Source organism: Streptomyces sp. NPDC057654 (assembly GCF_042800135.1).
GTDB lineage: Bacteria > Actinomycetota > Actinomycetes > Streptomycetales > Streptomycetaceae > Streptomyces.
Map to the genome: position 1 here is coordinate 1 of NZ_JBHVHQ010000136.1, position 13,747 is coordinate 13,747.

Consider the following 13,747-nt stretch of genomic DNA (forward strand, 5'->3'; position numbering starts at 1 on the left):
GAGTGCGGCCCTGCGTGCGTACGAAGCGCGTACGCGGATGCTTACTCGCTGATCAGCGACCGCAGCACGTACTGGAGGATGCCGCCGTTGCGGTAGTAGTCCGCCTCGCCGGGGGTGTCGATGCGGACGACCGCGTCGAACTCCACGCCGGAGTCGGTGACGACCTTGACCGTACGCGGCGTGGTGCCGTTGTTCAGCTCGGTGACGCCGGAGACGGAGAAGGTCTCCTCACCGGTCAGGCCGAGGGACTCGGCGTTCTGGCCCTCCGGGTACTGGAGGGGGAGGACGCCCATGCCGATGAGGTTCGAGCGGTGGATGCGCTCGTACGACTCGGCGATGACGGCCTTGACGCCGAGGAGCGCGGTGCCCTTGGCGGCCCAGTCGCGGGACGAGCCGGAACCGTACTCCTTGCCCGCGAGCACGACGAGCGGGGTGCCCTGCTCGATGTAGTTGCGGGAGGCGTCGTAGATGTAGGAGACCGGCCCGCCGTCCTGGGTGAAGTCGCGGGTGAAGCCGCCCTCGGTGCCCGGCGCGATCTGGTTGCGCAGGCGGATGTTGGCGAAGGTGCCACGGATCATGATCTCGTGGTTGCCGCGCCGCGAGCCGTAGCTGTTGAAGTCGCGGCGCTCGACACCGTGCTCGGTCAGGTACTTGCCCGCCGGGGTGTCGGCCTTGATCGCACCGGCCGGGGAGATGTGGTCGGTGGTGACCGAGTCGCCCAGCTTGGCGAGGACGCGGGCGCCCGAGACGTCGGAGACCGGGGCCGGCTCCATCTGCATGCCCTCGAAGTACGGGGGCTTACGGACGTAGGTGGACTCGGAGTCCCACTCGAAGGTGTTGCCGGTCGGGATCGGCAGGGCCTGCCACTGGGCGTCGCCCGCGAAGACGTCGGAGTAGGACTTGTTGAACATGTCCTCGCCGATGGAGTTGGCCACGACGTCGTTGACCTCGGCCTCGGTGGGCCAGATGTCCTTGAGGTGGACCGGGTTGCCGTCCTGGTCGACGCCCAGCGCCTCGGTGGTGATGTCCACCTTCATGGAGCCCGCGAGGGCGTAGGCGACGACCAGCGGCGGGGACGCCAGGTAGTTCATCTTGACGTCGGGGTTGATCCGGCCCTCGAAGTTGCGGTTGCCGGAGAGCACCGAGGTCACGGCCAGGTCGTGGTCGTTGACGGCCTTGGAGACCTCGTCCGGCAGCGGGCCGGAGTTGCCGATGCAGGTGGTGCAGCCGTAGCCGACGAGGTTGAAGCCGACCTTGTCGAGGTAGGGGGTCAGGCCCGCCTTGTCGAAGTAGTCGGTGACGACCTTGGAGCCCGGGGCGAGGGTGGTCTTGACCCACGGCTTGCGGGTCAGGCCCTTCTCGACGGCCTTCTTCGCGACGAGCGCGGCGGCGACCATCACGTACGGGTTCGAGGTGTTGGTGCAGGAGGTGATGGCCGCGACCGTCACCGCGCCGTGGTCGAGCTCGTACGTCGTGCCGTCGGGGGCGGTCACGGTGACCGGGTTCGACGGGGTGCCGTTCGAGGCGGCCGGGGCGTCGGAGGCGGGGAAGGACTCCTTGCCCGCCTCGTCGGCGGTGGAGACGTAGTTCATCACGTCGCTCTTGAACTGCTCGGCGGCGTTCGCGAGGACGATACGGTCCTGCGGGCGCTTGGGGCCGGCGATGGAGGGGACGACCGTGGCGAGGTCCAGCTCCAGCTTCTCGGAGAAGTCCGGCTCGGCGGCCGGGTCCAGCCACAGGCCCTGCTCCTTGGCGTACGCCTCGACGAGCGCGACCTGCTGCTCGGAGCGGCCGGTGAGCTTGAGGTAGTTCAGGGTCTCGCCGTCGATCGGGAAGATCGCGGCGGTGGAGCCGAACTCCGGCGACATGTTGCCGATGGTGGCGCGGTTGGCGAGGCTCGTGGCCGCCACGCCCTCGCCGTAGAACTCGACGAACTTGCCGACGACGCCGTGCTTGCGCAGCATCTCGGTGATCGTGAGGACGAGGTCGGTGGCGGTGGTGCCCGGCTTCAGCTCGCCGGTCAGCTTGAAGCCGACGACACGCGGGATGAGCATGGAGACCGGCTGGCCGAGCATCGCGGCCTCGGCCTCGATGCCGCCGACGCCCCAGCCGAGCACGCCGAGGCCGTTGACCATGGTGGTGTGCGAGTCGGTGCCGACGAGGGTGTCGGGGTACGCCTGGCCGCCTCGCACCATGACCGTACGGGCCAGGTGCTCGATGTTGACCTGGTGGACGATGCCGGTGCCGGGCGGGACGACCTTGAACTCGTCGAACGCGGTCTGACCCCAGCGCAGGAACTGGTAGCGCTCCCGGTTGCGGCCGTACTCCAGCTCGACGTTCTGGCCGAAGGCGTCCTTCGTGCCGAACTTGTCGGCGATCACGGAGTGGTCGATGACCAGCTCGGCCGGGGCGAGCGGGTTGATGCGCGCCGGGTCGCCGCCCAGCTCCTTGACGGCCTCGCGCATGGTGGCGAGGTCCACGACGCAGGGCACGCCGGTGAAGTCCTGCATGATCACACGGGCCGGCGTGAACTGGATCTCCTGGCTGGGCTGGGCGTTCGGGTCCCAGTTGCCCAGCGCGCGGATGTGGTCGGCGGTGATGTTCGCGCCGTCCTCGGTGCGGAGGAGGTTCTCCAGCAGCACTTTCAGGCTGTAGGGAAGGCGCGCGGCGCCCTCGACCTTGTCCAGCTTGAAGATCTCGTACGACTCGTCGCCCACGCGCAGCGTGGTGCGGGCGTCGAAGCTGTTCGCCGACACGACAGTCTCCTTCATGCATGAATTCGCGCGTACTACCGCCATCCTGCCGTCACAGGACCTTGCCGATCCGCTAAGGTCAACCTAAGTTAGGCATGCCTTACTGGCGCGGCAGCGGTACGCCTCTCGGCAGATATCTCGATGTCGAGATAACTCTAATACATCGCTCCCGCCGGGTCATGCGCTGCCCGCCACCGGGTCATGCGGCTGCCCGGCTGCCCGCCCGCCCCGCCTCCCTCCGAGCCCGGTGAGGGACCTCGCCCGGGAGCCGACCGCTACACGCCGAGGACGTACGCCCGTACCACGGGTTCGCCCGCATGCAGCTTGAGCGGGTGGCTGAACGCGCCGCGCGGGCTGGGCGGGCAGGGGACGGCCCCCAGGTCGGTGTAGACGCCGTGGCCGAAGAGGGCCGCGCGCAGTTCGCCGTACGAGGCCGTCGGCAGCAGGCCGACCACGCGGGCGGGGAGGTCACCCAGGTCCTCGCCTGCCCACGAGCGCACCCGGCCCTCGGCGGAGTCCGGAGTGTCGCGCTCCTGGACCTGGATGCGCGCGCTGTGCGGACCTTGCAGCAGCAGGGCCCACAGCCGGCGTCGCACGATGTCGCGCGGCAGGGCGAACAAGCGCTGGGCCAAGACGTCCGGGGAGCCCGAGAAGAAGTGGAACTCGGCGTCGGGCGCGCCATCCGCCGCGCCGACGGGATCTGTGCCGGTCATCTTCATCATCCCTCTCCTCGTCCCTCTCCTCGTCCCTCTCCGCTTCGGCCTTTCCGCGGTCTTCGGCTTTCCCCCGGCAGCGCCATGGACGCGGCGGCGAACAGCGCCGCCGCGCCCGCCGTCAGCGCGCCCGCCGTTGTAGAGGCGTGCTGGACGACCACGCCGGTGACGAAGCTGCCGGCCGCGAACCCCACCCAGTTGGAGGCGACCAGGAACGCGAACGCCTGGGCGCGGGTGGCGGCGGACGCGTACTCGCCGACCAGCACGGTCTCGATGGCGTCGGCCGGACCGTTGACGAAACCGATGACCACGAGCAGGGCCACGGTGAGCAGCGTGGCCGGGCCCAGCCCCAGGGCCAGGATGCACACCCCGTACAGGCCCAGTGCGGCGGAGAGCTGGACGGGGCCGGTGCCGGGCAGGCGAAAGCCGCCGTAGAGGAAGCTGCCCAGGACACCGCCGCAGGCCAGCGCGGCGACGAACAGTCCGGCGCTCGTACCGAGCTCTCCGGCGTGGGCGGTCACCGTCACCTGCACCCCGCCGATCGCGAAGGCCGCCGCGGCCACCACGAGCTGGATATGCGCCTGCCGCCGGTTCCAGTCGAGGCGCAGCCCCGGTCCGGCGAGCGGCGGACGCTCCCGGTCCACCTGTCGTACGGCCGGTGCGGCCCGCAGCCACCACACCCCGACGAAGGAGACGGCCGCCGTGACCACGACGGCGTACAGCACGGGCAGTACGGCCACGATGGCCGCCACCAGCAGCGGCCCGCAGACGAAGACGCTCTCGGTCAGCAGCCCGCAGAGGGCGAACAGGGTCTTGCGGTCGTCCTCGTCCGACACCACCGCCATGTACACGGCATTGGAGACCGCCGCCGCGGGCGGGGTCGCCGCCCCGGCGCAGAAGGCGGCGGGAATGAGCAGGCCCGGCCAGACGGAGGCGGCGACCAGCACCGCGAACAGGCCGAAGAACAGCGTTTGCAGGCAGACCGCCCAGGCCAGGGCGGTACGGGAACCGCGCCGGTCCGCGATCCGCCCCCACACCGGGGACGTGAAGGCGAGGGCGACGGCGTAGGCGCCGGATACCGCGCCGGCGTTGGCGTAGCTTCCGCTCGCGTCCTCGGCGACGAGCAGCAGCGCCAGGCTGACCATGCCGGACAACATGCGGCAGACGAAAGCGGCCGTCACCACGCGGGCGATGCCGGGGTGGGAGAGCGCCGACCCGTACCGAGCGATGACTGCCATACGGGCCACCCCCACGCAGTGGTTGCCTGACGCCGGTCGGACGCTACCGGCAAGCCGTGAATCCGGGAAGTTCCGGGAACTCCGGGAAGCTCCGGAAGGCTCCGGGAAGCTGCGGGTAGCACGGACCGACGACGCCGGGAGAGCGCGGTGGTAGCGTCACGAACGACCCGAGAACGTCCCACCGCGCCAGTCGCGGGCGGCCGACTCGCCGAGGGCCGTATCCCGGCTCCTCGGAGGCCGTATTCCGGTTCTCCGAAGGCCGTACTTCGGTTGGCTCCGAAGATCGCACTTCGATTCTCCGAAGGTCGCGCTTCGGTTCCCCGAAGGCCGGATTCCGGTCCCGACCCCCGCCGTTTCGCGATTGGCCTGATCCGTGATCGACCTGGCCGCCGTCGGGCGGCCATCCGAAAACCAGGGGGTACGTGCCATGACGACCGAGTCCATGAGGGCCTCCCAGCCCGTGTCCGAGACAACGGCCAAGGCGTGCAAGGCCGCGGCGTGGGACTGCCAGTCGCACGCGTTCATGGGATCGCCCGAGACGGTGATGGCGAATCTCGTCGGCCTGCCCGACGAACTCGTCGGCCGCCGGGTCTACATGCTCATGATCCAGGGCGACAACCGCTCCGAGGCACGCGTCTTCGAGCGCTTCAACCTCGACGACGCCGAAGGGACCGTCTCCAGCTGGCCCGAGAAGGACGTACCGGGGCTGGTCACCCAGATCACCGAGGTCCTCGTCGCCAACCGGGGAGTGCACTGTCCCGGCGAGCAGGTGAAGGCCACTCTGGAAACCGAACGTGAGGTCCACGTCAGCGCTCCGGCCCCCGCTCCGAGGACCGCCGCCGCTGCGTTCGGACCGCTCCTGGAGGGCTTCCGCGACGACGCGTTCGTCCGGGCCACCGTGATGGTCCTCTGCTGACCACGACGCCGTGCCCGATGTCGGGGACGACACCGGGCACGGCACTGGGCGAGGGCGGGCGCTTCGCTGTCCGTCCTCGCTCTCGGCTCTTGCCTTCGCCGCGGCAGGGGATTCGGGGCCGCCGCGAAAACCCGTTGGCGGGCCGCGGCGGTCACTGCTAATTTTCCGGAGGCCGTGCGAGAGAACGAGGAGGTGGTACCCGTGAACGCAGTATCGGCATGGGTGCTCCCCTCCGGGGTCACGGTCGGGCGATAGGTCGTCCGGGAGCGCCGTCTGAGAGCCTCCCGAAAGGCACGACCATGCGATTCACCTCCGAGCAACGCCTCGACGACGGTGTCCTTGTCCTTGAGGTCCTTGAGCGCGAATTCGTCCTCGGCGAGATCCCCGGCATCCTGTGGACGCCCGCCCCCGCGGCTGAACCGGCACCGCTGATCCTGCTCAGTCCCCCTCCCCTCGGGCTGCGCAAGGCGTACCCCCGGCTGGTGGCGCGGGCCCGGCACTCCGCGGCGAACGGCTTCGCCACGGCCGCCATCGAACTGCCCGGAAGCGGCGACCGGCCCCGTAGCCCCGCCGCCGAGCGGGCCCTCGCCGACATGCGCCGGGCGCTGGAGGCCGGTGAGCCGGTCGGCGACGAGATCATCGACGCCCTCATCCTCCCCCTGGTCGACCAGGCGGTCCCGGAATGGCAGGCCGCCCTGGACGCGCTCCTCGCGCTGCCCGGGATCGGCGGCCCGGTCGGCTACTCGGGAGGGGTGATCTCCATCGGGGTCCGGCTGGCGGTGGTCGAGCCGCGCGTCTCGGCCGCCGTGCTGTTCGCCGGGAGTTTCATCCCCCGCGCCATAGTGGAGGAGGCCCGCCGGGTCACCATTCCGCTGCACGTCCTGTTGCAGTGGGACGACGAAGGCAACGACCGGCAGGCGGCCCTGGATCTCTTCGACGCCTTCGGCTCCGAGGAGAAGACCCTGAACGCCAACATGGGCGGACATACCGGCGTTCCCCAGCACGCGGGGGACGCCGCCGCGCAGTTCTTCGCCCGGCACCTGACGCGGTAGGCGGACGGTGGGCCCCCGCCCCCTCGTATTCTGGCCGTGTGCCGGCGAATACAGGGGGCGGGGGCCCGCGACCATATGGTGCGTTATGGCGCGAGGCAGCGGTCACGGCGACGGCGTTCGTGCTGTGCGTGCTCGCCGGAGCGGTACGGAGCGACGGCGCCGCGCTGGGAGCGCCGCCTGCCGCCGCCTACCTCCTCGCCGTGGCGACCTGCGCCGTTCTGCCCATACGGCACCGGGCTCCCCTGGCGGCCATGGCCGTCACGACCGCGGGCGGGCTGCTGGCGCCGCCGGCCGGTCTGCTGCTGAGCCCGCCCCTCGCGGCGCCCGCCGTGATCACCGCCTATTCGCTCGCCGTACGCACCGAATGGCGGGGCGCGGTACGCGCGGTGGCGCTCGCCTCCGCGACGCTGCTGGTCGCCGCCACCCCCTTCTTCGACGCTCTTTCGTGGCAGGACGCGAGCAGGATGGCGGCGGTGGCGGCGTTCCCGCTGATGGCGGGCGTACTCGGCAACTCGGTGCGGAACCGGCGGGCCTACCTGGCGGCCATGGAGGAGCGGGCCCGGCGGGCCGAGGAAAGCCGGGAGGGCGAGGCGCAGCGGAGGGTCGCCGAGGAGCGGATACGTATCGCCCGCGAGCTCCACGACCTCGTGGCCCACCAGATCACCCTGGCGAACGCGCAGGCCACGGTCGCCGTGCACTTCTTCGACGCCCGCCCGGAGCAGACCCGCACAAGCCTGCGTCAACTCGTCGAGACCACCGGCAGCGCGCTCGACGAACTGCGGGCCACGGTCGGGCTGCTGCGTCGGACCGGAGGCCCGGACGAGGATGCGGGTGCGGCTACGGGCTCGCCCGCCGAACCCGCGCCCGGACTCTCCCGGCTCCCCGCCCTCCTCGAATCCTTCCGCCGCGCGGGGCTGGAGGTGTCGGTGCGCCAGGAGGGAACGGCCAGGCCGCTGCCGCCGGGCGTGGACCTCACCGCTTACCGCATCGTCCAGGAGGCGCTGACCAACGTGACCAAACATGCCGGTACCGGGAGTGCGCGGGTGCGCCTCGTCTGGGGCGGGGAGTTCGTGACGGTCAGCGTCGCGGATGGCGGAGGGGACGCTCGTACGATGCGGAGTGCGTCGGCTCCGGATCGTACGCCCGGATACGGGCTGATCGGGATGCGTGAACGCGCCACGGCGGTCGGGGGCCGCCTCTCCGCGGGCCGGCGCGCGGAGGGCGGTTTCCTCGTCTCCGCCGAGTTGCCGCTGCCGCCCGCCAGGGACGCGGCGACGGCGCGGACGGCCGTCGGACCGGCGGACGGCGGAGAGGGAAAGGGTGGCGCGTCGTGACGGTCCGGGTGCTTCTCGCCGACGATCAGGCGCTGCTGCGCGACGCCTTCCGTTTGCTCCTCGACTCCGCCGACGACATCACCGTGGTCGGCGAGGCCGCCGACGGCAGGGAGGCGGTGCGGCTCACCCGGCAACTGCGCCCGGATGTAGTGATCATGGACATCCGGATGCCCGAGGCGGACGGGCTCACCGCCACCTCGGAGATCTGCGCGGATCCGGAACTGCGCGCCAGCCGCATCCTGATCCTCACCACGTACGAGACCGACGAATACGTCGCCCAGGCGCTGCGCGCGGGGGCCGGCGGCTTCATCGGCAAGGGCATCGGGGCCGCGGACCTGCTGAACGCCGTACGGACGATCGCCGACGGCGACACCCTCCTCTCCCCCGCCGCGACCCGCTCCCTGGTCGCCCGCTTCCTGGCCACACCGGACGACGCCGCCGGCACACCTGACGCCGCCGCGCCGGACCGCGCCGAACGGCTCGCCGTGCTCACTCCGCGCGAGCGCGAGATGGTGGCCCAAGTCGCGACCGGCCTGTCCAATCAGGAGATCGCCGAGCGGATGTTCCTCAGCCCCTTCACCGTCCGCGCCCATGTCCAACGCGCCATGACGAAGCTGGAGGCCCGCGACCGGGCGCAGCTCGTCGTCATCGCCTACCGGACGGGCCTGGTATCGGCATCAGGGCAGACGGACGGGGCGGGGTCGGGCAGTGTGAGGGCCGAGTAGGCCGGGCGTACCGGCGCGGACGGCATGGTGACGAGGCCGCGCAGCCCGGCGTTGCGCCGCTCCAGCGCCTCTGCCGTGGCGGGGAAGAGGGTGGCCGCGCCGTTGTCGACCAGCGCCTGATTCACGGCCACGAATTCGCGCATATCGCGTTCGTAGGCCGCGAAGGCTGTTGCCGTTTCGTCCCGGTGTGCCGCCAGGGAATTGGCGAGCGTATAGGCGCCGACCAGCGCGAGGCTCGTGCCTTGTCCGGTGAGGAACGAGGGTGCGTATGCGGCGTCGCCTACGAGCGCCACGCGGCCCTTGGACCAATGGGGCATACGGATCTGACCGGCCGTGTCGCAGAACAGGTCATCCGCGGCGCGCATGGCGTCGAGCATGGCGGGGACCTCCCATCCCGCGTCCGCGAAAGCCGTGGCGAAGAGTTCCCGCTGGGCGTCGGGGTCGCGGAGGGATTCGCCTGGCGCTTCCGGCCGGTGGAAGGTCAGAAAGGCATGGAGCTCATCGCTGCCCCTGCCCGCGTCGCGGCCCGCGTCACGGCCCGCGTCTCCGGTCGCGTAAAGGGCTGCCGCTTTCCCCGGCGCGTTCCACAGCATGACCTCGCGGGAGAGCCCGAAGGTGTTCGGCATGGTGAATATGGCGAAGCAGTAGCTGAGGTGGCGGTGGAATTGCTCCTCGGGGCCGAACACGGACCGCCGGGTCTGCGAGTGCATCCCGTCGGCGCCGATGACCAGGTCGAACGTGCGCTGCCGCCCGCTGTGGAACGTGACGTCGACCCCGTGCCCGTACTGGTCGAGGGTGTCGAGAGTGTCGATGGAGTCGCCGAACAGGAATTCCACGTCGTCGCGGACCAGTCCGTACAGAGCCGCGGCCAGATCCCCGCGGCGTACTTCGAGATCCTGTCCCTCGGCTCCGCCTGCGACGGCGCTCGGGGCGAGCGAGGCGAATGCCCCGCCGTCGGCGTCGAGGAAAGTGATGCGGCGTGAGTCGATGTGCGCGTCCCGCAGTCGCGGGAGTATCCCCATGCGCCGGACGGTCTCCGTCGCGGTGCCGCGGATATCGATCGGGTAGCCGTCGGCGCGCAGCGCGCCCGCCTTCTCCACGACGGTGACCGTGAATCCTCGCGACCGGTGCAGCCAGTACGCGAGGGCGGGTCCGGCGATACTGGCTCCGGAAATCAGAACGTTGCGCTTCGTGGGGCTGGTGGAGTTCATGCCGGAATTCCCTTCTTCGTATGGGTGATGCGGACGACGAGCAGCGAGAGCGCGGCGATGAGGCCGGTGACGGCGAACCCGGTGACGAAGGCCGATTCGGTCGGCCTGCCGGTCGTCCCGTCCGCCCCGGCGGCGAGGATCGCGCCGCCGATCTGGGAGCCGAGGGCGACGCCGATCACGCGTGTCACGACGAGCAGGCTGGTGGCGATGCCGGTGTCCTCGGCGTCGACGGCGGTGGCCGCTCCGGCGAGCAGCGCCGTGGTGCCGAGGCCCGCGGCGAACGCGGTCAGCACCTTGGCGAGGGCGAGCTGCCAGGCCGCGGTGTGCACGGAGGCCAGGACGAGCATCGTGGCCGCGGTGACGACGGCGCCCGCGACGACCACGGCACGCGGGCCGAACCGCCGCGCCGCGACCCCGCCGACGGAATCGCTCACGGCCCCGGCGATGGCGCCGGGCATCAGGAACAGTCCGATGTCGGTGGTGCCGGCCCCGAAGCCGTACCCGTCGGCCGACAGCGCGAACAGCTGCGGGAGCAGGAAGACCACCATGCCGAGGCCGGTGGTGATGACGAGGGTGAGTACGCACGCGTGCCACATCGCGGGCCGCGCCAGCATGCGCAGATCGACCATCGGCGAGGCCGCCCGGCGCTCGACGGCGACCCATCCGGCGGCGAGGGCGGCCACGGCCACCGCGATGGCGCCGACCGCGAGCGGCGGCAGGCCGCCGTTCGTGACCGTCACGAGCCCGACCATGAACACGAGCAGCGTGCCGCTCAGCAGCACTACACCGGGCCAGTCGATCCGTGCCCCGGGAAGGGCCGACCGGATCGGCGGATCGTGCGGCATCAGCCGGGTCACGGCGAGCGTCGCCGCGATGACCGCGGCCGTCGGCAGCGCGAACATCCAGTGCCAGGACAGCCCTTCCGCGATCGGCCCGGCGACGGCCGTACCCACCATGCCGCCGCCCGTGAACAGCGCGACGACCACCCCGATCGCCGCCTGCGACTGCCCTGCCGGGAGGTTTTTGCGCACGAGGATGAAGGACAGGGGCAGCGCGCCCACCATGACGCCTTGCAGGACCTGGCCGAGCAGCAGCACCGGCAGATTCGGCGCCAGCCCGGCCAGCAGCCCGCCGGCCGAGACCACGGCCATCAGCCAGGCCAGCACCCGCCGTCCGCCGTGGCGGTCGCCGAGTTTTCCCGCTATGGGCGCGGCGACCGCCCCGGTGATGAGCAACGTGTTGCCGACCAGCGCCCCTTCGCCGGGGCTGCCCCCCAACTCGCTCTGGAGCAGCGGGAGCGCGGGCTCCACGACCGACTGAAGGGTGCCGAGGGCGAGCGCCAAGGCGCCGAGGGCGCCGATCGAGAGCCTGCCGATGCGGGCAGGGGAGATCACAGTTTCGGACATAGGCGTCCTCGTCGATTTCGGGAGGGGAATGCGCGGGATTCGCGCGCCTCCCACACTTCCCTCCGGCGCCGCGCCCGGCATCGTCCCCAGCAGCCGTCTTCACCTGGTGCTCCCGGACCAGGCGCGCGCATGCCCTGGTGCGTGCGCACTACAGGTCGCGACGGGCTCCGGGCGGGGGCTATTTTCAGCCAAGATTAGGTTAGGCTAACCTTTGCTCCGTGAAGGTCGGTGAAGAACTCCCCCAGGCCACGCGTCCCCGCGGCCACGCCCTCCGCGCCACGGGCGTCACCGTCGCGTACGACGGTGTCGACGTCGTGCACGAGGCGTCCCTCGAACTGTCGCCCGGACAGGTGACCGTACTCGTCGGGCCGAACGGCAGCGGGAAGTCGACGCTGCTGCGGACCGCCGCGCGGTTGCAGCGGGCGCGCAGCGCGGCGCTGACGCTCGACGAGGGAACGGACTGCTTCGCGCTGACGCCGCGCGAGTTCTCGCGGCGCGTGGCGCTGCTGCCCCAAGGGCGGCCCACGCCCAGCGGGCTGACCGTCCGGGACATCGTGGAGTTCGGGCGGTACCCGCACCGCGGGCGCTGGGGCCGGTCCGACCCCGGCGGGCGCGCGGCCGTGGACCGGGCGCTCGGCATGACCGGCGTCGCCGACCTCGCCGAGCGGGGCGCCGAGCACCTCTCCGGCGGCCAGCTCCAGCGCGTATGGCTCGCGGGCTGCCTCGCCCAGGAGACCGGCGTGCTGCTGCTGGACGAGCCGACGACCTACCTCGACCTGCGGTACCAGGTGGAACTGCTCGACCTGATACGGGACCTGGCGGACGAACACGGGATCGCCGTCGGCGTGGTCCTGCACGACCTCGACCAGGCCGCGGCCGTCGCCGACCGGATCGTGCTGCTCGGGCAGGGCCGCGTCATCGCGGACGGCGGGCCCGAGGACGTACTCACCCCGGAGCGGCTCACGGACACGTACGGCATCCGGATCGAGGTCTCGGCCGACCCGCTGACGGGGCGGCTGCGCACCCGCGCGATCGGCCGCCACCACACGCGCCGGGCGGCGGACGGCGACACCGCCGGGGCCGACGACACCGCCCCGGACGGAGTCCCGGCCCGCGCCGGCGCCCCCACCGCGTAAGCACGTAAGACAGCAAGCAGAACGCGCGCCCCGCGCGCACACTGAAAGGCTCAAGTCCACCCCATGAGACGACTCCTCCTCACCGCAGCCGCGGCAGCCGCCGCCGCGCTCACCCTCAGCGCGTGCGGCACGTCCGAGCCCGCCGCGGACCAGTCCAAGAAGTCCGACGGGAAGATCACCCTCACCGGCGCGTCCGGCACGAAGGTGGAGCTGGACGGGCCCGCGAAGAAGGTCGTCGGGACCGAGTGGAACGTCGTCGAGCACCTGGTCTCGCTGGGCGTCCAGCCGGCCGGCGTCGCCGACGTCAAGGGGTACAAGACCTGGGACAAGGCCGCGCCGCTGAAGAACGACCCGAAGGACATCGGCACGCGCGGCGAGCCGAGCATGGACACCGTGGCGGCCATCGCGCCCGATCTCATCGTGGCCACCGACGGCCTGCCGAAGGCCGCCCTCGCGCAGTTGCGGAAGATCGCCCCCGTACTGGATCTGAAGTCCGCCGACGGGTCCGACCCGATCGGGCAGATGACAAAGAACCTGGACCAGATCGCCGAGGCCACGGGCACCACGGAGCAGGCCGGGAAGCTGAAGAAGGGCTTCGAGGCGAAGCTCGATGAGGGCCGGCAGGCGCTGGAGAAGTCCGGGCACAAGGGCACGAAGTTCGCCTTCGCGGACGGGTACGTCAACGGCAGCCAGGTGTCCATCCGCCCGTACCTCGGCGGCTCCCTGATCGGCGGGGTGAACGACAAGCTCGGGCTGAAGAACCCCTGGAAGGTCAAGGGCGACCCGGCCTACGGGCTCGGCTCCACCGACGTCGAGGGGCTGACCAAGCTCGACAAGGACACCGAGTTCGGGTACATCGGCAACGACGACGACAAGACCAGCTCGCCGTTCTCCGGCGCCCTCGCCGACAACGCGGTGTGGAAGTCGCTGCCGTTCGTGAAGGCGGGCAAGACGCACCGGCTGCCCGACGGCGTATGGATGTTCGGCGGCACCGCGTCGATGGAGTCGTACATCGACTCCGTCGTCGCCGCGCTGAAGAAGTGATGACGAGGCGCGCGTAGAGATCATGGCCGTCACCACCACCGCTCCCCCCGTTCCCCCCGCCCCCACCGCAGCCGCGGCCTCCCGGACGGGCGGCGCGGTCGTGGTGACGGCCGCGCTCGTCCTGCTGGTCGCCGTCCTAGCGGTCGTCGACATCGCCCAGGGCACCGCCGCCGTCGGCCCGTCCGAGGTGTGGAAGGCGTTCACCGGGCAGGCGGACCC

General features: G+C 71.3%; 12 protein-coding genes. 7 read left to right on the top strand and 5 right to left on the bottom strand.

Translation table 11 applies throughout. The features are described 5' to 3' along the window. Positions 1-41: 41 nt before the first annotated feature. From acnA to ACFU99_RS13640, 3 genes are all read right to left on the bottom strand, one after another. The gene (acnA, locus tag ACFU99_RS13630; protein ID WP_384390386.1) at positions 42-2,756 is read right to left on the bottom strand and encodes an aconitate hydratase AcnA; all 2,715 of its coding nucleotides are present in this window, start codon (positions 2,754-2,756) and stop codon (positions 42-44) included. A gap of 272 nt (positions 2,757-3,028) precedes the next feature. After that, positions 3,029-3,466, bottom strand: a complete 438-nt coding sequence (locus ACFU99_RS13635; RefSeq protein WP_384390390.1) for a hypothetical protein — start codon at positions 3,464-3,466, stop codon at positions 3,029-3,031. A 5-nt stretch (positions 3,467-3,471) separates the two neighbouring features. Then, positions 3,472-4,704 (bottom strand): MFS transporter, encoded by a 1,233-nt coding sequence (locus tag ACFU99_RS13640; protein WP_384390393.1) that lies wholly within the window; start codon positions 4,702-4,704, stop codon positions 3,472-3,474. 427 nt (positions 4,705-5,131) lie between these two features. On the opposite strand from ACFU99_RS13640, the gene ACFU99_RS13645 reads away from it, so the two are divergent. The 4 genes from ACFU99_RS13645 to ACFU99_RS13660 all read left to right on the top strand — a co-directional run bounded on the left by ACFU99_RS13645 (position 5,132) and on the right by ACFU99_RS13660 (position 8,731). Then, entirely contained in the window at positions 5,132-5,620 is a 489-nt protein-coding gene (locus tag ACFU99_RS13645) for a hypothetical protein (protein ID WP_384390395.1), read from the top strand. Positions 5,621-5,919: 299 nt separating this feature from the next. Then, entirely contained in the window at positions 5,920-6,672 is a 753-nt protein-coding gene (locus ACFU99_RS13650) for an alpha/beta hydrolase (RefSeq protein WP_384390398.1), read from the top strand. Positions 6,673-6,710: 38 nt separating this feature from the next. Continuing rightward, the gene (locus tag ACFU99_RS13655; RefSeq protein ID WP_384390400.1) at positions 6,711-8,006 is read left to right on the top strand and encodes a sensor histidine kinase; all 1,296 of its coding nucleotides are present in this window, start codon (positions 6,711-6,713) and stop codon (positions 8,004-8,006) included. After that, positions 8,003-8,731, top strand: coding sequence for a response regulator (locus ACFU99_RS13660; RefSeq protein ID WP_384390403.1), 729 nt, complete (start codon positions 8,003-8,005; stop codon positions 8,729-8,731). The genes ACFU99_RS13655 and ACFU99_RS13660 overlap by 4 nt, the downstream gene beginning before the upstream one ends. On the opposite strand, the gene ACFU99_RS13665 is transcribed toward ACFU99_RS13660, so the two are convergent. Together ACFU99_RS13665 and ACFU99_RS13670 are read right to left on the bottom strand one after the other, a co-directional pair. Beyond that, the gene (locus ACFU99_RS13665) at positions 8,659-9,942 is read right to left on the bottom strand and encodes an FAD-dependent monooxygenase (RefSeq protein WP_384390406.1); all 1,284 of its coding nucleotides are present in this window, start codon (positions 9,940-9,942) and stop codon (positions 8,659-8,661) included. The two genes, ACFU99_RS13660 and ACFU99_RS13665, sit on opposite strands and share 73 nt — an antisense overlap. Further along, on the bottom strand, positions 9,939-11,348 hold the full coding sequence (locus tag ACFU99_RS13670; RefSeq protein WP_384390410.1) for an MFS transporter: 1,410 nt from the start codon (positions 11,346-11,348) through the stop codon (positions 9,939-9,941). Before ACFU99_RS13670 ends, ACFU99_RS13665 begins: the two co-directional genes overlap by 4 nt. A 218-nt stretch (positions 11,349-11,566) precedes the next feature. Between ACFU99_RS13670 and ACFU99_RS13675 the strand changes: the two genes are divergently transcribed. The 3 genes from ACFU99_RS13675 to ACFU99_RS13685 all read left to right on the top strand — a co-directional run. Next, positions 11,567-12,484: an ABC transporter ATP-binding protein gene (locus tag ACFU99_RS13675; RefSeq protein WP_384390413.1), complete on the top strand. Its 918-nt coding sequence runs from the start codon at positions 11,567-11,569 to the stop codon at positions 12,482-12,484. A 63-nt stretch (positions 12,485-12,547) separates the two neighbouring features. Beyond that, on the top strand, positions 12,548-13,528 hold the full coding sequence (locus ACFU99_RS13680; protein ID WP_384390416.1) for an iron-siderophore ABC transporter substrate-binding protein: 981 nt from the start codon (positions 12,548-12,550) through the stop codon (positions 13,526-13,528). A gap of 22 nt (positions 13,529-13,550) precedes the next feature. Further along, the coding region (locus tag ACFU99_RS13685; protein WP_384390419.1) for a hypothetical protein at positions 13,551-13,747 on the top strand (197 nt) is incomplete at its 3' end.

What these genes read in the sequence shown, in the direction of transcription:
- ACFU99_RS13680 (WP_384390416.1), top strand. Translation starts at nt 12,548, where the DNA reads ATGAGACGACTCCTCCTCACCGCAGCCGCGGCAGCCGCCGCCGCGCTC.
- ACFU99_RS13670 (WP_384390410.1), bottom strand. Translation starts at nt 11,348, where the DNA reads ATGTCCGAAACTGTGATCTCCCCTGCCCGCATCGGCAGGCTCTCGATC.
- ACFU99_RS13650 (WP_384390398.1), top strand. Translation starts at nt 5,920, where the DNA reads ATGCGATTCACCTCCGAGCAACGCCTCGACGACGGTGTCCTTGTCCTT.
- ACFU99_RS13635 (WP_384390390.1), bottom strand. Translation starts at nt 3,466, where the DNA reads ATGACCGGCACAGATCCCGTCGGCGCGGCGGATGGCGCGCCCGACGCC.
- ACFU99_RS13645 (WP_384390395.1), top strand. Translation starts at nt 5,132, where the DNA reads ATGACGACCGAGTCCATGAGGGCCTCCCAGCCCGTGTCCGAGACAACG.
- ACFU99_RS13665 (WP_384390406.1), bottom strand. Translation starts at nt 9,942, where the DNA reads ATGAACTCCACCAGCCCCACGAAGCGCAACGTTCTGATTTCCGGAGCC.
- ACFU99_RS13640 (WP_384390393.1), bottom strand. Translation starts at nt 4,704, where the DNA reads ATGGCAGTCATCGCTCGGTACGGGTCGGCGCTCTCCCACCCCGGCATC.